Source organism: Butyrivibrio proteoclasticus P6B7 (genome assembly GCF_000622085.1).
In the GTDB taxonomy this organism is placed as follows: domain Bacteria; phylum Bacillota; class Clostridia; order Lachnospirales; family Lachnospiraceae; genus Butyrivibrio; species Butyrivibrio proteoclasticus_A.
The window spans coordinates 52,963-72,425 of sequence record NZ_JHWL01000002.1; the positions used below are offsets into that span (position 1 = coordinate 52,963).

Annotated in this window: 11 protein-coding genes and 1 tRNA gene; 10 read left to right on the forward strand and 2 right to left on the reverse strand. The window is 40.3% G+C overall.

Going from position 1 to position 19,463, the window contains the following annotated elements:
- The first annotated feature begins 71 nt into the window (after positions 1 to 71).
- The 5 genes from T541_RS0101845 (at position 72) to T541_RS0101865 (ending at position 10,613) form a co-directional block, all read left to right on the forward strand.
- Entirely contained in the window at positions 72 to 2,237 is a 2,166-nt protein-coding gene (locus T541_RS0101845; RefSeq protein WP_026651086.1) for an HD-GYP domain-containing protein, read from the forward strand.
- 26 nt (positions 2,238 to 2,263) lie between these two features.
- Positions 2,264 to 6,514 (forward strand): ATP-binding protein, encoded by a 4,251-nt coding sequence (locus tag T541_RS18545; RefSeq protein WP_051538040.1) that lies wholly within the window; start codon positions 2,264 to 2,266, stop codon positions 6,512 to 6,514.
- 16 nt (positions 6,515 to 6,530) lie between these two features.
- Positions 6,531 to 8,915: an HD-GYP domain-containing protein gene (locus tag T541_RS0101855; RefSeq protein ID WP_026651087.1), complete on the forward strand. Its 2,385-nt coding sequence runs from the start codon at positions 6,531 to 6,533 to the stop codon at positions 8,913 to 8,915.
- Between the two features lie 108 nt (positions 8,916 to 9,023).
- Complete coding sequence (locus tag T541_RS0101860; RefSeq protein WP_026651088.1) at positions 9,024 to 9,782, forward strand: response regulator; 759 nt, start codon at positions 9,024 to 9,026, stop codon at positions 9,780 to 9,782.
- A 30-nt stretch (positions 9,783 to 9,812) separates the two neighbouring features.
- Positions 9,813 to 10,613 (forward strand): response regulator, encoded by an 801-nt coding sequence (locus tag T541_RS0101865; RefSeq protein ID WP_026651089.1) that lies wholly within the window; start codon positions 9,813 to 9,815, stop codon positions 10,611 to 10,613.
- A 291-nt stretch (positions 10,614 to 10,904) separates the two neighbouring features.
- Here the strand turns inward: T541_RS0101865 and T541_RS0101870 are convergent.
- Positions 10,905 to 10,975: transfer RNA gene (locus T541_RS0101870), tRNA-Gly, on the reverse strand.
- Between the two features lie 111 nt (positions 10,976 to 11,086).
- On the opposite strand from T541_RS0101870, the gene mscL reads away from it, so the two are divergent.
- The 5 genes from mscL to T541_RS20470 all read left to right on the forward strand — a co-directional run bounded on the left by mscL (position 11,087) and on the right by T541_RS20470 (position 18,381).
- Positions 11,087 to 11,569, forward strand: coding sequence for a large conductance mechanosensitive channel protein MscL (mscL, locus tag T541_RS0101875; RefSeq protein WP_051538041.1), 483 nt, complete (start codon positions 11,087 to 11,089; stop codon positions 11,567 to 11,569).
- Between the two features lie 85 nt (positions 11,570 to 11,654).
- Positions 11,655 to 13,949, forward strand: coding sequence for a J domain-containing protein (locus tag T541_RS0101880; protein WP_026651091.1), 2,295 nt, complete (start codon positions 11,655 to 11,657; stop codon positions 13,947 to 13,949).
- On the forward strand, positions 13,915 to 15,654 hold the full coding sequence (locus T541_RS18550) for an Hsp70 family protein (protein ID WP_051538042.1): 1,740 nt from the start codon (positions 13,915 to 13,917) through the stop codon (positions 15,652 to 15,654). The genes T541_RS0101880 and T541_RS18550 overlap by 35 nt, the downstream gene beginning before the upstream one ends.
- Positions 15,655 to 15,702: 48 nt before the next feature.
- On the forward strand, positions 15,703 to 16,788 hold the full coding sequence (gene mnmA / locus T541_RS0101890; protein WP_026651092.1) for a tRNA 2-thiouridine(34) synthase MnmA: 1,086 nt from the start codon (positions 15,703 to 15,705) through the stop codon (positions 16,786 to 16,788).
- Between the two features lie 114 nt (positions 16,789 to 16,902).
- Entirely contained in the window at positions 16,903 to 18,381 is a 1,479-nt protein-coding gene (locus T541_RS20470) for a GGDEF domain-containing protein (protein WP_051538043.1), read from the forward strand.
- Positions 18,382 to 18,438: 57 nt separating this feature from the next.
- Here the strand turns inward: T541_RS20470 and T541_RS0101900 are convergent, their stop codons facing one another.
- Positions 18,439 to 19,461 carry a LacI family DNA-binding transcriptional regulator gene (locus tag T541_RS0101900; protein ID WP_242840736.1) on the reverse strand — a complete coding sequence of 341 codons (1,023 nt, stop codon included), beginning with the start codon at positions 19,459 to 19,461 and terminating at the stop codon, positions 18,439 to 18,441.
- Positions 19,462 to 19,463: the final 2 nt, after the last annotated feature.

Consider the following 19,463-nt stretch of genomic DNA (forward strand, 5'->3'; position numbering starts at 1 on the left):
ATTAATCACCATAATTGTGATATTCTTAATACATACAGTTCTTACAGTTATGGGTATTGGAGGATGTATTCGTGAAGCGTTATTCACACAAAGCTAATCGTGACGTAATTCTAAGACTTGGCTCCATAGGAATTGGAGTTATTCTTAATGTTCTACTAACACTTCTGGCAAAGTATTTAAAAGTCCCTATGTTTTTGAATACAGCAGGCACTATAGCGGTGGCTGCTATTGGTGGTGCACTGCCTGGTATTCTCACCGGTATCATTACCAATATGGTCTGCAACGTCTTTATTGAGGTGTCCATGTATTTTGGCGTTATAAGCGTTCTTATAGCCATTTTTACCGCAGCCTTTGTCAAAAAGTATTCCTACCATAACGTTAAGACCACAGTTTTATTTATTGTTCTTTCCGGAATAATAAGCGGAGGCGGAAGCGCCGGAATTCAGTGGTTTCTTTTTCATGGTCCCCAGATAGAATTCCTTATAGATTCTGTTAATGGAATTTCTGCAGCCACAGGGCTTCCAACATTCTTGTCCTTTATGCTGGTCAATATCATCGTAAACATTGTGGATATGGCCATATGTCTTTTTATTGCTATTATCTGTTTCTCGCTGATTCCAGAAAGGATATTAAAGCGAATTAGAGATGGCAGGTGGAGACAGAGACCTCTCTCAGACGATGAAATGAGGTCTATGAAGCTGTGGGGTAAGAGTACGAGATATTCCATGAGAGCTAGACTTGCGCTGGTTCTTCTTGGCGTATCCTTCATGATCATTATCATCATGAGCTGGATAGAGCTCCGATTCTATTTTGAAGAGAAACTTGAGGAGAAAAGAGAGGTAGTCGTAAATGCCGCTAAATTTGCTGCCTCTGTTGTTGATCCTGAAATGGTTGATGATTACCTTAAAGAAGGTGAATCAGCCCCTGGTTATAAGGAAACAGAGGAGCTTTTATATAAGATTAGAGATAACGCCGTTGGAATCGGCTATCTATACATAGTCAAGATAGATAAATATAAGTGTACCTTTATTTTCGATTTGGATGCATCAAAAGAGTATGAACAATTGGGCTTTAATGATGATACTGAAGGCTTTGCCCCTGGAGAAAGCGTACCTATAGAAGAACCCTTTAAGCCTTATCTGGATGACCTTCTTGCAGGAAAAAAGATACCAACTGTGGAATCAAGGGGTGAGTGGAAGTGGCTTTTGACTGCCTATTATCCTATATATAACTCTAAGGGAGAATGTGTGGCATATGCTGGTGCTGATGCAACACTGGAGTATATCCCCAATTATATAGGGAATTTCTTTGCAAAGATTTTCCTTATTATGTCCGGAATTCTGATCTCAATCCTTGCTTATGGTCTTTGGAATACCGGCGCTTACATGGTTTATCCTATTAACACCATTGCCATGGGTGTTGAGAAGTTCATTAAGGCGGGGGATGATCAAAAGAAGCTGGATGAAGCTATCAAGGAGCTTAGAAACTATGATGTTCACACAGATGATGAGGTAGAAAAGCTCTATCATTCCATCTGTGATATGGCTCTTAACCAGGCTGAGCAGATGCGCAGTATCAGGCATTTCTCTGAAAGCACAGCCAAGATGCAGGATGGACTTATCATTACCATGGCGGATCTTGTTGAGAAAAGAGATTCCGACACTGGCTCCCACACCCAGAAAACTGCAGCTTATGTAAAGATTATTGTAGAGGGGCTTAAGGAAAAGGGCTACTATGCAGGAAAGATGACTCCTAAGTTTATGTCCGATGTTATCCGAAGTGCGCCTCTTCATGACATAGGTAAGATCAATATCTCTGACAGCGTCCTTAATAAGCACGGAAAACTGACTGACGATGAGTATGAGATCATAAAGTCCCATACTATTGCAGGTAAGCAGATTATGGAGAATGCTATTTCAACTATTGAAGGAGATAACTACCTTAAGGAAGCCAGGAACATGGCAGCTTATCATCATGAAAGATGGGATGGAACAGGTTATCCCGAGGGCCTTCACGGTGAGGTAATTCCCCTTTCAGCAAGAATCATGGCCGTTGCAGATGAGTTCGATGCCCTGACTTCTGAAAGAGTCTACAAGAAGCCTTTCTCCTTTGATGAGGCCATGAATATGATAAGAGAAGGGTCAGGCACTGCCTTTGATCCTAAGTGCGTAGAAGTATTTGTTGATGCCATCGCTGAAGTTAAGGTTGTTTACAGAAAGTACAACAGGAACATTTGATCATAAACTTTGTAAGGAGTTTATCTGTGAGTAAAAGAAATCTTAAGGTCAGGATCATAGCTTCGTTATCAGTAGCTGCCCTTTTTATGACAGCTCTTTTGCCAAGTGCTGTTGTAAGGGCAAATAGCTATGAATCTGATGGAAGTAGTACTAATGAAATATATGATGGGTACGGCGGCGGATATGCTGCAACCGGGCAGATAGAAGGGGTGGGTTATTCTGCTGAAGTTTATGATGCTTCTAACGGACTTCCTACCTCTGATGCCATGTTCCTAATAGGGTCAAATAAGGGCCATGTTTGGATTGGCGGCTATAGTGGTGTTATTCGCTATGATGGATCTGCCTTTGACAGGCTTAGTACTGAAGATGGTCTTACCAGTGCCAGAGCTTTGTTTGAAGATAGTAAGGGCAGAATCTGGGTTGGAACCAATGATAACGGAGTGGTTGTCATTGATGGCGAAACAAGAACCCATATTACCTACAAGGAAGGACTGCCATCTTCCTCTATCAGAGAATTTGCAGAGGATCTTGAGGGTAATATCTTTGTAGGAACAACTTCAGGTGTTTGCTATATTGATGAGAATTTTAACGTTATAAATATCACTGATGGAATCCTTAGAGGTGAGAGAATTCTTAAATTGGATTCAGATTCCAATGGAAGAATCTATGGACAAAGTTCCAGCGGTATAGTGTTTGCCATCGATAAATGTAGAATAACTGAGGCATACAGAAGCCAGGATCTGGGAGTTGAGAAGATTACTTCTATTCTTGCTGACCCTAATAATCCAGGAATGGTTTATTTTGGAACAGAAAGCAAGAACTTATACTATGGAACCTTTGGATTTAGATCCAGCTATCTTAAGCGCATAGACATGTCGCCTTTTTCAGATGTTCACTGGCTTAGCTATGATTGCGGAAGAGTATGGGTTGCTTCAACAAGTAAGATCGGTTTTATAGATGATAATAATCGCTTTCATATGGTAACTAATGTGCCCTTCTATAGCGGCATTGAGATGATGACTTCTGACTATCAGGGAAATATGTGGTTTGCGTCATCTACCCAGGGTGTTATGAAGATTGTCACCAACAATTTTGCCAATATCACCGAAAAGGAAGGACTGCCAGAAGAGGTTACCAACGCAGTCTGCCAGTACAACAACGTGCTCTACATTGGTACAGATAATGGACTTAGGATCCTTCGTGAAAATGGTGAGAGGATAAGAAATGAACTGACAGACCTTTTAGAGGGTACGCGAATTCGCTGCATCAAGGGTGATGATAAAGGAAACCTTTGGGTGGGCACCTATACCAATGACATTGGACTTGTATGCATGAGAAGTGATGGCTCTATCAAGACCTACACCACTGCAAATGGCTTACCCAGCAACCAGATAAGAAGTATTTCTTTTACAGAAAAGGGCGGTGTACTGCTGGGAACAAATAATGGTCTTGCTATTGTCTTTCGAGGAATGGTTACAAGAACCGTTGGTGTTGGATTAGGTATCAAGAATCCTGTATTCCTTACAGTAGAGGAAGTTGACGATGGAGTGATCTTTGCCGGGTCTGACGGTGATGGATTGTATATCATAGATGGCTATGATATCACCAGGATTGGTCGTGATGACGGCCTTACCAGTGATGTTGTCCTTAGGATCATAAAGGATGAGAAAAGAGATATCATATGGGTCATAACCTCTAACTCTATTGAATATTACAAGGATGGAGTAGCTACTGCGGTTACTACATTCCCATTTAACAATAACTACGATCTGTTTATTGACGACAATGATGTGGCTTGGATTCTGTCTTCCTATGGCGTTTATTCTGTTAAAGTACAGGATATGATAAATGATAACGTCACAGATTATAAGGTGTATACGGTTGAAAAGGGATTGCCCTTTGCTGTAACTGCCAATTCCTATTGTGCACGAGACGATGAGGGAAATCTTTTTATTTCAGGTCGTGAAGGTGTTATAAAGGTTAATGTTGACAGCTTTTTTGAAGAGAACGTTCCGTTAAAGGTTGGAGTAAATTCAATCTTTTGCGGTGATGAAAAAATTATGCCATCTGCAGATGGAACTTATAGACTGCCGCCAAGTAAGGACCGTATCCAGGTTAATGCCTCTGTAATGGATTACACTATGCTCAATCCTCTGATCCACATCTACTTAGAGGGCGGACCTGATGCCGGTATTACTGCGAACAGAAATAAGATCTTTCCATTGGAGTATACTAACCTTGCCTATGGAACCTACACCCTGCATATTCAGGTCCTTGATTCCACTAGTTTGGTTGTGATTCAGGATGAAAGCTTTAAGATCGTAAAAGAGCCAAGACTAGCGGAGCTTTTGTTTACAAGGATTCTATTTGCCCTGGTTCTTGCGGCTATTACAGGCTTCATGGTTTGGAGAATCATGAGATCCACAGTCATTAGAAGACAGTACGATGAGATCAGCAAGGCCAAGGAGGAGGCAGAAAGAGCTAACACCTCCAAGTCCAGATTCCTTGCCAATATGTCCCATGAGATCAGAACCCCTATCAATACCATTAAGGGTATGAATGAAATGATCCTAAGAGAGGATCCAACGGGAGTACCAAGGAATTATTTCCTTTCCATGATCAATTACTCCTATGATATTAAGAACGCCACAGAGTCATTGCTTGGTCTTATCAATGACCTTCTTGATATTTCCAAGATTGAGTCTGGTAAGATGCACCTTGTGGAGCTTGAGTATGACGTTCAGGATGCTATACGCTCAATTGTATCCATGATTCGTGTCAGAAGTATAGAAAAAGAGCTTACTTTTGACGTTGTAGTTGATGAGATGCTTCCAAAGCGTATGTATGGCGATATGAGTAAGATCAAGCAGATTCTTCTTAACCTTCTTACCAACGCTGTGAAGTATACAGAAAAGGGTGGCTTCCTTCTTAATATCTCTATGGAAGCCAGAACAAACGATGTTTGCAGCCTTCGCTTTTCTGTTAAGGATACAGGAATTGGCGTTAAAGAAGAGGATATGGATAAGCTCTTTTCCGCCTATGAAAGACTTGACGAAGAGAAGAACAGTGCTATTCAGGGAACAGGTCTTGGCCTTGATATCTCTCGAAGATTTGCTGAGCTAATGGGTGGAAAGCTTTGGTGCGAAAGTGTCTATGGCCAGGGTTCAGAGTTCATCCTTACTCTTGATCAGAAGATCGTAGATGAGACCCCGCTTGGTGTATTTATAGAGCATGACAATGAGAGTGCTAAAGGACCGTACATTCCTAAGTTTATTGCTCCTGATGCTGACATTCTTGTAGTTGACGATAACCCTATGAACCTTAGTGTTATCAAGGGCCTTCTTAAGGCAACCAAAGTGTTTGTTACTACTGCGGAAAGCGGAGAGGATGCTATTGATAAGATAAAGAGCAGCCACTTTGATGTGGTTCTTCTTGACCATATGATGCCTGGCATGGATGGAATAGAAACTGTTGGTATTATCAGGCAGTACTATCCAGACCTTCCTGTATATGCTCTTACGGCCAATGCAACGGCAGGTGAGGAGTTCTACATTTCCAAGGGCTTTAATGGTTATCTTCCTAAGCCTGTCGAAAGTGAGCTTCTTGAAAAGACAATTATGAAGCACATTCCAGAGTCTATGATGGAGAAGCCTACTGCTGAAGAAGCATTTGAGGAGCTTACAGAGATTCCTGAAAACATGCAGTGGATCAATGAGGTTGAGGGTCTTTCTGTGGAGGATGGAATCAAGAATTCCGGAGGAATTTCTTCGTATATCTTTGCTCTGGAGCTGTTCTTTGATACCATCGATGACAATTCAAAGGTAATAAGAGAAGCCTACGACACCAATAATATAAGACTTTATACCATCAAGGTTCACTCTCTTAAGAGCTCAGCCCGTATCATTGGAGCCAAGGCTTTATCAGAGCTGGCAGAAAAGCTTGAGGATGCAGGTAACCATAAGGATGAGAACTTCATCCATGAGAATACAGATCAGTTCCTTGATGATTACGCAGCTTATAAGGATAAGCTGGCACTTATCAAGGGCGGCATCGAGTCAGATGAAGGCAAGGAGCCTATTCCTGAGGATGAGCTTAAGGATGCCTTTGAGGCGTTAAAAGAGCTGATTCCTATGATGGACTATGACTCAGTAGAAATGATCCTGGGTCAGCTTAATGAATACAAGCTTCCAGAAAAAGAGGGAGAAGTAATAAAATCATTAAATAAAATGCTTAAGGGCTTTGAGTGGGAAGCAATGGAAGAGCTTATAGGCAAATGACATTGAGGGGATAAATATGTTTGAGTTTTTAAAGCTCCATCAAATTAATATAATGCTGGCGCTTAGTGCCACCTGCTTTACCTTTGGAATCCTAATGTTTATCACAAGATTTCTTGATAAAAGAAGGCGACTTATTCTGATTCTTATGGAATTCATAGCAGCCTTTCTTCTTTACTTTGACAGGATGGCATATCTTTACTCTGGAGATTTGAGTAATACAGGCATTATTATGACCAGAGTCAGCAACTTTGTCGTTTTCTTTCTGACTTCTGCAGTGGTGTATGGTTTTAACCTGTATCTGATGGACCTTTTACGGGTTGAAGGAAAGCAGACGGTGATTCCAAAGAGGCTTATCTTTGTAAGCTATGCCTCATTATTTGGAATGGCTCTTGTTGTGATTTCACAGTTTACTGGCTTTATATATTACTTTGACGCAAATAATGTTTATCACAGAGGTATTGGTTTTTTCCTAAATTATGTTACGCCCCTTGTATGCCCACTTATTCAATATACTGTAGTTGTTAATTACAGAAAGGTATTTAGTAAATTCATTTATACAGCCCTGGTACTGTTCATCTTCGTGCCTATCATTACAGGAGTTATCCAGTATTTTGCCTATGGAATATCCATTGTAAATATGGCAATTGTATTTGTATCCATGACTTTGTATATCTTTTCCTATCTGGATATAAACGAAACGGTTTTGAGAGCTCACAGGCTGGAGATGAAGGAGTTGCAGGAAGAGAAGAAGAGTATGCTTCGCCTTTTCGACGAGACAGCCAATGCCTTTGTTGTGGCCATAGAGAAAAGAAATCCATTCTTTGATGGTTATTCTAAAAGAACTGCAGACTTTGCACTTAGAATAGCAAAGGCTGTTGGAAAAAATGATGAAGAGTGCGATGAGATTTACTATTCAGCTCTTTTGCATGATGTTGGAATAGCCAGCATTCCTATAGAGATTCTTTCCAAGAAACCAGAAGACCTTACAGATGATGACAGGAAGACTTTTCAAAAAATACCGGATATAAGCAGGGATATTCTTTCAAGAATTAAAGAGTATCCATATCTAAGTGATAATGCTATCTATAGTCATGAGCGATACGATGGTTCCGGATTTCCAAAGGGCTTAAAGGGAGATGAGATTCCAGAAATCGCCAGAATCATTGCTGTTGCTGACGCTTATAACTTTATGTCTTCATCAAATGGCTATAGGGGCCCATATCCCTACTTTACTATAAGGGAAGAATTCATTAAGCAGGCAGGAATTACTTATGATGCCAAGTTTGCAGCAGCCATGGTTGATATTATGGACAGGGATTTTGCTGAAGGGTCAGAAGATAAGCTTGTTCAGTTTGAAAAAGAGCTTAAGTGTGATCAGTTCAGAGATTCTGTCTCCACAGGTATTCCTCTAAAGCAGGATCTAACAAGAATCAGGTTTAAGAGCTTCCCTCTCGTAATTAAGGGTAGAAAGTTCAGTGATCCATATATTCTTTTGTTTGATTCCTTTGATGGTCATGTACACTATGATCCAAGGGCCATCAAGGCATACTTCTATACTGAGTACAGTGAGATCTGGTTCGATGGACATTTTAATTCCATAGGAGCAAGAAACATGGAAGTAGGCAGTATGGAAAAGAATGACAGTTCTGATAATGTGGGCAAAGTTGTGGGAATGGGTGAATCCTTTGAAATTGTTGCTGGTAGATATGAAGACCACATTAAGATTGAAATGAAGAGCTCAAAGGGTAAGTTTGATGCTATCATTGCCCTTGATGATAATTCCAAGTCAGCATTTATCGGTCTTACTGGAGAAAACTGTTATATTAAAGATATTGAAGTTGTGGAGACCAACCAAAGGATTGCAGCAGATGATATTAAGAAGATTGCAGATAAGGTCAGCTATATAGACCGCATGGTTTCCGACCTTCCTAATGTTCAGATCGATCAGCCTATTGCCTTTGGAACCCAGGCAGTTCTTGTGGAGGACGGACTTAGGATTGATTTCCATTCCATGAGTCTTCCGGCATCAGCCCTTGTATGGCAGTGCCCATATATTGTTCTGTTTTATTCAGATGATAAAAAGCTTTGGGGTGAGAACTATAAAGGATATGCCATGATCAAGATAAATGGCGAGGTTTCAGGACAAAAGGGATTGTCAGAGAATAACTTCTCCATGAAGAGACTGGATACCTTCCCTGGATGGGATCAATGGAAGGAAAAGAACAAAGAGGGAATCGAGTGTTCAGTTCGCTTTGCCAAGAGAGGAAATAAGATCACTGTGTATACAGAAAATCTTGGCGTAGAGATTGAGAATACCACCACAATCCTTGATGGAAGTAAGGACGTATACGTCTCTATTACAGGAGATCAGGTGGCCCTTACTGATATAAGGGTTAGATAAATAGTTCTTTTTCATATATTGCAATATTTGAGTAAATAAAAGCAACATCAGTACCGGTAATATGTGATATGATTAAATATATACGATATTTAGTATGAAGGAGACCACATGCAAAAGAATCGCATTATGGTAATAGGAGAAAAGGAGACTTTCCTTGTCAAAGTGCTGGTGCAGAAGGTTAAGGATGCTGGTATTGACTGCGTCTTTAAGGACTTTAACATCAACGCTATTTGTAATGACTGGGAAGGCACTGATCTGGTTACTATATTTATGGCAGACGGGGACAGACCAGGCGATGATATTATAAGATTTCTTGTAGACAGGCTTACAGATGAGGGTAAGCTCATGATTCCCATTGGGGAAAAGAATGATATAGCATTTATTGAGAGTCATGTGCCAGAAGATCTTATCTATAAATGTTTTCTTCGTCCGGTGGACAATGCTGAATACGTAAGTACAGTGGCAGATCTTTTTAACAAGGTTGAAAAAGGCGAATTTAAAAAGAGTATTCTTGTGGTGGATGATGATGCCAGCTATCTTGGACTTATCAGAGAATGGCTTAAGGATGATTACAGAGTATCCATGGCTAATTCCGGACTTCAGGCCATCAAGTGGCTTGGTAAGAACAAGGCTGATCTTATTCTTTTGGATCATGAGATGCCGGTTACCACAGGACCTCAGGTTTTGGAAATGCTTAGAAGCGATGAGGAGACCAAGAACATTCCAGTAATGTTCCTTACAGGTAAGAGTGATAAGGAAAGCGTTATGGCAGTGGTCTCACTTAAACCAGAAGGCTACTTTTTAAAGACTATTGATAAAAAAGAGCTATTGGAGAAGCTCTCGGAATTCTTTATTCTCCATAAGTAAAAATAAACGGGCAAACGGGAAGAGCAATAAATGCGGGCAATTTGTGTAGATGACGATGAGATGGTTCTTGACCTTACAATCTCCTTTATGGAAGAGTCGGATTTTTTCTCTGAGGTTAGGGGCTTTATTTCAGCTAAAGAAGCTATAGAATATATGAAAAATTCCAAAGTATCACTGGCTCTTTTGGATGTTGATATGCCGGAAATGGATGGTATGACTCTGGCAGGGAAGCTGCGAGAGATAGATCCTAAGCTATCAATTATCTTTCTGACGGGATACTCTCAGTATGCTGTTGATGCCTTCAAGGTCCATGCCGAAGGCTATCTTCTTAAACCCATCGAAAAGGATAAGCTCTTTGAGGAGCTTTCATATGTGCTGGATAACAGGGATGAAGAGACTAAGACTCTGGCCACAGCCAGAACCTTTGGTAACTTTGATCTGTTTGTGGGTGGTCAGAGCGTAGTATTTAAGAGATCTAAGTCAAAAGAGCTACTGGCTTATCTGATAGACCAAAGAGGCGGCACTGTTACAAGAGCAGAAGCTTTCTCAGCACTTTGGGAGGATGGTCTTTATGACAGATCCATGCAAAAGCAGATGGATGTCATTATTAGGAGCCTTAAAGATACATTAAAGGAATATGATATCAGTGATATTCTTGAGATTAAGAGTGGTTCCATGAGGATCAATACAGAGCTGATAGAATGTGATATGTACGATTATCTTGATGGAGATGAAAATGCCATTAAGTCCTATAGAGGCGTATATATGAATTCCTATTATTGGGCAAGTATGACAGAAGGTATGCTTCTTGATGATAGAATTGATTACTGATGGTGGGAAAATAAAGATAATGTAAGTGAAATGTTCAGGAGTATCTTAGACGATGTATATGCTAGGGTACCACGGGCATAGTACCCTGGCAGTGATAATCGCCGTATCCACTGAACAGGGATACGAGAAATATAAAAAACACCCCTCATAAAGTAAATCGCAGACGATCACTTTATGATTAGTAGTATATTCCGCCATGTCCAACAAATGTCCAACAAGAATTCAAAAATAATAAAAAAGTGCAAAAAAATAGCTGATACGTCATGTATCAGCTTTTATTATAGAACAAAGAGCAGATGACGGGAATCGAACCCGCCTCCCAAGCTTGGGAAGCTTGTATTCTACCGATGAACTACATCTGCAACAACTATTTCATTTTACTCAATGTATGATATAATTTCAAGGTATATACCAATACTTTTATTACTAAACTTTTTATGGGGACACAGTAAATGTGTAGAAAGTGAGTAGTTATGACAGAAAAGATTAAAGATGTTGCGGGAAAAGGAAAGGGACTTGCCGGAGAATTCCGTGAGTTCATCATGCGCGGTAATGTAATGGACATGGCTGTTGGTGTTATCATCGGCGGTGCATTCCAGAAGATCATCACATCACTTGTAGATGACATTATCATGCCAGTCATCAGCCTTCTTACAGGCGGTATCGACTTTAACAACATGTATGTTGTTCTTGATGGCGGCAGCTACGCTTCTCTTGATGCCGCTAAGGAGGCAGGAGCAGCAACTCTCAACTATGGTACCTTCATTACTGTAGTTATCAACTTCATCTTAATGGCGCTGGTTATTTTCTTCATGGTTAAGGCTATGAACAGATTAAGCGACAGAATTAAGAAGGAGAAGGAAGAAGAGGCACCTACTACTAAGATCTGCCCTAAGTGTAAGAGCGAGATCAATATCGAGGCAACTAAGTGCCCATGCTGTACTTCAGATCTTTGATTATTATATGAATGACAAGGGGCCTTTTTATAAGGCCTCTTTTCTATATATTTTTCTTTACTAACTATTGGTGGAGTTTTTGGGGATGAATAAGTCTATATGGCAATGGCTTGAAATAGAACCAACTAATGACGAAGCAGAGATAAAAAAAGCTTACTCTGAAATGTGTAAGAAATATCACCCGGTGGAATTTCCAGAGGAATTCCAGCAGCTAAGAGACAGCTATAAGCAGGCTCTTAGGATTGCAAAGCGTCGTAAGGCTCAGACAGCCAGGGAAGATAATGCTCTGGATGATAGAGAAATTGCAGAGCATAAATTAACTGAGACTACAGAATATAATGATTCACCAGAATATGATTATGAAATGTCAGGTGGCCAGGCAGAAAGTGATGAGGAAGAGAAGGCTCCTGAGTACGAATTTGGTGATTATTTAGATAATAGATTAACTCCCGCTCAAAGGGACTTGTATAAGATGGTTAAGCTCTTTTGCGAGCTGGTTAAGCAAAAGCCTAAGATTTATGGCAACGGCAAGTCGGTTAATCTGGTGATGGCAAACTGGGACCAAAAGCCTATATCTGATCACCTTACCAGCGTTCTTGTTTCAGAGCTTATAGAGCTTATAAGCCAGATACCATGCTTTAGTAAGGATATGATAAAGGCTTTAGATAATAAGCTTATACAAGGCAGGAAGGGTTCGGAATTTGAAGCACTTAAGAGTAGGCTTGCCAAGCTCTATAATCCTGATCTTGTGAGCGCTAAGAATTACAAGTATAAGCTTGGCTATGATGATGTCACCAGATTGTTTATCAAGATCGCAGATGAGGGAGCTTACTCTGATTATGTTGGATGGATATTTGCAAGAGGTTTATGGCACTTTAATAAGGTGAGATTTGTTCTTAGTACCACCTATCTGTATATTATTGGACCTAGGACCAGATGCTATCTATTAAGAGAGACCTCTTTTGACATCAATGAAAGAACTGGAAGACTGTCTATCCGTGACAATAAAGGCAAAAAGATAATTAGCTTTTCTGTGGGTTTTGTAGATTACCAGGCCATTCTCACAATGCTTCTTAGATCTACAAGTAAGAGAGCCCATGAGATGAAGATGAACAGGTTTAATATGCTTATGCCCTATGAACCTGATAAGAACGGTAAAGCACGGCTCTTTTCAGACTATTATTTCTGGGGAAGGGAGCTGCATAATTTTAAACTTGTTGCTACGTTCCTGATTTTGACTGTTATTTGCTTGTGTCTTGCGCCTCTTTACTACCTTGAAATGCCAAAGCTGGGATATCTGATTGTTTTGGTAAAGACTGTAGGAATTGTATGCTTTCCGCTGATTGTGATTTTTACTATTTTGGCGTTTGCAACTGGATGCTGGACTATCGGTTATTTGCTTAGTTTTTTCAAGATCAAATCGCCGGTAAGACAAGAACTCAAGAATGATATATCAAACGGAAAAGCTAAGAGGACAGCCAATGGTGATCTTTGTTTCTTCGAAAGATACCTTATTATAGTAGATCATAAAGGTATTCATCTTGTCCCATACAACAAGATAAAGGAAAGCCATATGTATCATCCCGATAGCAAGAATAAATCTGCGCGAATAACACTATCCATGATCGATGGCAGAATACTTGGGTATCAGAATAATCTTATAGGTGTTCTGGAAGATGTTCGTTCACTTATTGAGGAAAAGAGAGAAGCCTGTGGTAATCTCTACGAAGATGGGGCGAATCCTGAGGATAAAGAGCGAATTCATGCTTTTTATACCAAAATGCTTGCTGAGAAGAAGATTAAATTTACATCATCATATCTTCTTCATACAGATATTGGAGCTACTTATTTAGCTCATTATTCACTTGTTTTTGTGTTTGGAATGATAGCTTTTGGGGCTTTTTGCTTTTGCATTGCTGGAGAGACTAAGCCAGAGATTATTGTGGGTAGCATTGTTCTGATAATAATGCTTTTGTTTTTACTGGCCGTATTTTATAGTATGCGTAGCTATACTAGGCGTGCTCACAAGGACCTGGTGGAAGCTATGATACAGATGATGTATCCAGATGTGTATAAGAGCGAAAAGTTTGCAGTTTACGCGTTGGATGATTTCCTGGTATTTATTGCTTCCGGTTCTCTTTATATATTCAGGTATGAAGATATTGAATGGATATCTGCAGATGGGTATGTCAGTGAGAAGAACAGTAACAGAGTTATATGCATGTGCCGTATTGATTATTCTGTCACCAAAAACTATGAGCTTATGGCAGATGATATGAGAAATATAGTAAAGGGTATTGAAAAGAAATGCCCTGATATTAAAGTTGTAAAACGAGGAAAGTTATATGATAGTTGGAATAGATCTAGGAACGACAAATAGTCTTGTCAGTGTATGGGAAGGTGAAGGCATAAGGCTTATTCCCAACGAGTTTGGTGAATTCCTTACCCCTTCCGTAGTATCTTTTGACAAGGATAAAAATGTGATCGTGGGTAAGACAGCCAGGGAGAGACTTATTACAGATCCGGATAATACGGTCCGTGAATTTAAGAGGCAGATGGGCAGAGATGTTAAATACAATCTTGGTAAGGCTGGATCTTACACTCCAGTGGAGCTTTCTGCCATCGTGATAAAAAAGCTTGTGGCTGACGCTGAAAAGTATATAGGGGAGAAGGTTGATTCTGCAGTTATCAGTGTGCCTGCCTATTTTGATGATCATCAAAGGGAGGCTACACGTATCGCTGGAATTAAGGCAGGAGTTAAGGTTACTCAGCTTGTTAATGAGCCTTCAGCTGCGGCTCTTTCTTATCATATCAGTCATATGGATCAGGATGAGAAGTTCATTATCTTTGACTTTGGAGGCGGAACCTTAGATGTTACCTTGGTTGATGCCTTTGATAACGTGGTAGAGATCTGCAATATATCTGGAGACAACAGTCTTGGTGGCAAGGACTTCAATGAAGCTATCGCCATGGATATCTGCAGTAAGGCAGATCTTGAGTGGTTACATCTTGATAAAAAGGAGCAGGCAATTCTTCTTAACATAGCTGAGGGAATAAAGATAGCTCTTTCTACAGAGGATGAGATAGAAACTCAGGTGACTCTTAAGGGAAAAGAGTTTTCATATCGCTTAAACAGACAGGAACTTATCAACATTTCTACTCCTATTTTTAAGAAGCTTACTATTGTTCTTAAAAGACTTATGAATGATGCCATGCTTGAGATTGAGGATATTTCTGGTGTTATCATGGTGGGCGGATCCTCCAAGATGCCTATTGTAAGGGCATATCTGGAATCTTTATTTGGAGGAAAGGTTATTCTTGATAATGACGGTGATGTGGCTATTTGCCGCGGTGTTGGCATTGTGACAGGTATCAACTTAAGGAAGGAAATGGTCAAAGATATTGTTATGACTGATATTTGTCCTTTCTCATTGGGAGTTGATGTTGTTGGAGATGTAATGTCTACCATTATTCCTAAGAACAGGACCCTGCCAACCAGTAGAACCCAGAGGTACTACACTGTATCTGACTATCAGACGAAGCTTACCTTTAACATCTATCAGGGAGAGAAGAAAACTGCGTCCAGTAACCTTCTTCTAGATACCATTACCTTTGATATCCCGGCTAAGCCAAGCGGAGAGGTCTATGCAGATGTGCGCTTTTCCTATGATCTTAATGGTATCTTTGATATTGATATCTTTTGCCCAGCCAATAAGACTAGCATCCAAAGGCACAGAGGAGCTGCAGAGGGTATTGATGAGGAGACTCTCAATGAGCTGAATGTAAGAATGGAAGAGCTTAAACAGGATCCAAGAGAGATTCCTGAGATCAAATATCTTCTTAACAAGGCTGCCAGAATGTATGAGGAAGGCAATGAAATTCAGCGCCGAGTTCTCTTTGATGAAATGAGGAAGTTTGATTATATCCTGGATGAACAGTCTGTGGATCAGTGCAAGAAGGCCGCTATTTCTTTTTCCATTACATTGGATAATATAGAAAAGACAATGTTCAGCTTTTCAGGGGAAGGCGGAGACCTTTGGAAAGAGCTGTTTGAAAGCACTGATTTAGATGATGAGGACAAATGATCATTATCTGATAAAATGGATGTAGTAATTTAATCCGTGAGGTTTTATATGAGTGATAGTTTAAATAAAAAGGCGCTTGTTGCCATGAGCGGCGGCGTGGACAGTTCTGTTGCAGCTTTCCTTACACATGAAAAGGGCTATGAGTGCATGGGCTGTACTATGCGTCTTTATGAAAATGATATGATCGGAGAGGACCTTTTTGGCACCTGCTGTAGTCTTAATGATACTCAGGATGCCAGGGCAGTCTGCGATAAAATAGGTATTCCTTATAATATCTACCATTATGAGGTGGAGTTTCAGCAAAAGGTTATTGAGCCCTTTGTCTGCAGCTATGAAAAGGGTGAGACACCTAATCCCTGCATCAGATGTAATAAGTATCTTAAGTTTGACAGTCTCTATAAGAAGGGACTGGAGCTTGGCTATGATTATATTGTGACAGGTCACTATGCCAGAATAGAGGAAAGAGATGGACATTTCTACCTTCTTAAGGCTAAGGATCTTAACAAGGATCAGAGCTATGTTCTTTATGATCTTACTGAGGAGCAGCTTTCTCATACCTTATTCCCACTTGGTGACTACACTAAGGGTGAGGTAAGAGAGATTGCAGAAAGTAACGAGTTTGTGACCTCCCATAAGAGCGAAAGCCAGGATATCTGCTTTGTTCCAGATGGTGACTATGCAGCTATGATTAAGCGTTACAGGAATAAGGATTATCCTAAGGGGGATTTTGTTGATAAGGATGGGAATGTCCTTGGGAAGCATGATGGAATCATAGGTTATACCATAGGTCAGAGAAGGGGCCTTGGAATTCCTGCTGATAGAAGGCTTTATGTTACTAAGCTTGATGTACCTAATAACAGGGTTATTCTGGCTGATAATGAAGATCTTTTTACAACGGATTTTGTGGTAAGGGACTTCCACTGGATCACTGGAGAGGTGCCACAGGGTGACATCAGATGCAGTGCCAAGATCCGCTATAAGCACAAGGAACAGCCTGCTACTGTAAAGGCTCTTGAGGGCGGAAGAGCATCTGTATCCTTTGATGAGCCACAGAGAGCCATAACACCTGGTCAGTCCTGTGTTCTCTATGATGGAGATATTGTTCTTGGCGGCGGAATCATAGAGAACAACTGATGAGATAGTATTATAGTTTAGGTTTTTTTAATTAGAAATTCATTGCTATGATGATATAATGAACATGAATGAACGCTTTACTGATTTTGTATATTTAGGAGGCATTCTTTTACCATGTTCATGAATATGAAAAGAGCCAAGCTGATAGCAGCTGGTATGGCAATATGCTTTTTGTTTATACACATTCTTATGATAGCTATCTTTGTGCAATGCGGCGTTACACCTATGGTCAGGTTTAACGTCTTTAGCATTGCGTTTTATATTTTTACGCTCTTTGTGGTCTACAAGGAGTGGCTTCCTTTCTATGCTGTATCTGTATATCTGGAAGTTGTTGCTCATATGACATTGGCAGTTCTTTTAACAGGATGGAAGGCTGGATTCCAGATTACACTTATTGGTATGAATGTTCTTGCTTTCTATGCAGAGTATACCGGGCGTACTCTTAAGCTTAAATATATTAAGGTTATGCCTATGTGTATTGTTGGTATGGCTCTTTATCTTGGCTCCTATATTTATCAGTTCTATCATCCAGCTCCATATTCACTGGAAGGACAGGCAGAGTTTTGGCTTTCTATTTTGTGGGGCGTAATTGTTTTTGTTATCAATCTGTTTGTATTACAGCTCCTTGTTTTTATTGCCAATTCCTCTGAGGAACAGCTTGAATACCAGCTTTCTCATGATAAGCTCACCGGAGCTCCCAACAGATACTATATATCTACTCAGTTTGAGAAGATCCAGAAGAAAAAGGAAGATTATTGGCTAGCCATCGCTGATATAGACGGCTTTAAAAAGATAAATGATACCTATGGTCATAACTGTGGTGATTATGTTCTTATGACTCTTGGAAAGCTCTTTTTATCAAAGGATGTCCTGTGCTGTCGCTGGGGCGGTGAAGAGTTTATTTTCCTTGGAAAGAGGGATGGAAAGTACGATCCGGTGGAGTTTCTTGATGGTCTTAGAAAAGAAATTGAGCAAATACCTTTTGAATTCGAAGGGAATATGTTCAGCGTGACTATGACCTTTGGTATGTCATTGTTTTCTAGTGATGAAGACATTGATAAGGTTATAAGCGGTGCCGACGAAAAGCTTTATTATGGTAAGCACAGTGGCAAGAACAGGGTAGTTACAGTTATTGAGGATAGCAGTGGTAGCAATCTGTCCTATCAGGATCCTCTTACCAAGGTTAAGAATGTATCTGCCTATGGTAAAATGGTTGAATCCCTTAACTGGGATATCCAGAAGAAGACAGCCCAGTTTGGTATTGTTAAGGTTAAGCTAAGACACTTAAGTGATATCAATGAAAGATATGGCACAGAAAAGGGCAATGATTACATAACAGGAGCATGTAGGATCCTTTGCGGAATATTTGTTAATTCTCAGGTCTTTAGAATTGAAGGCAACGAATTTGTAGCTATTATTACTAACAGAGATTATTACGATAGGGAGCAGTTATTTGAAGCTCTAAATGAGAAGTATAAAGAAGAGACTCTGAATGTGGACAATTCGCCGTGGAACCAGTATATGACTTCCTGTAAAATGGCAATATATACAAGCGAAGATCAGAACTATGACAGTGTTTTCGAAAGGGTGTAAGAGATAATGATAACAAAAGTCCCGAGGCTATTTTAAAGCCTCGGGATTATTTATTGCTTAGAATGAAGTTGAACCTCTCTTAACCAGTTCGCCGGAGAAGATGATCTTCTGTGGCATTTCGCTCTGGGAGAGCTTACCAATAAGGGTCTTAACCAGCTGGTCACATACATCCTCAAGTCTGTTGTCTATAGAGGAGATGTTGGGCTCAGAGCAGTGTGTAAGGATTGAGTTGTTGTAGCCTATGATCTGGAGATCCTTAGGAACACTGATCTTATTGGCACGGGCATAGTTCATGGCGCCAATAGCAAGGAAATCATCACTTGTTACTATACCTTCGAACTTAACGCCCTTTTTGCTGATCTTTTCAACGAAATCCTTAACGCCATCGATGTCTTCGTGGCTTCCCTTAAAGCACTGCTGTAATTCCTTCTTAAGAGGAATGTTGTGAGTGATAAGGGCATTCTGGAAGCCTGCCAGCTTCTTAAGTCCACTGTAGGAGTTACTGTTATAAAGATACAGGATATCTTTTACCCCGGACTCTATTAGCTTTTCAGTGGCATCCTGTGTGGCCTTGTAGTCATCACACAGTGTGCAGTAGACGTTAGGACAGTCAAAGTCAGCATTAAGGAGCATGATAGGAACAGAAGCAGCAGCGTCTTTAACGTACTGGTTATCCTCGTCATTGTTCATGATGAAGTTAGAACCTATCATTACAACTGAGTCCACGTGCTGTGAAAGAAGGAGATTAAGGGATTCCTTCCTGGCTTCCATATCATAGCCTGTACAGCAAAGGACTGAATTATAGCCATTTTCTCGCAGGTTACGTTCAATGTAGTAGATGGCTTTTGCAAGATATAAGTCTGATGCATCAGCGCAGAGAAGTCCGATGGTCTTCATGGAGTTAAGACCAAGGCCCCTTGCAAATGCATTTGGTTTGTATCCGTATTGTTCGATAATATCCATTACCTTTTTCTTGGTACGGGGCTTAACATTAGTACTGCCATTAAGAACTCTTGAGACAGTAGCAATGGATACGCCAGCCTTCTTGGATATATCATAAATAGTCATCTGTTCGCCCATAT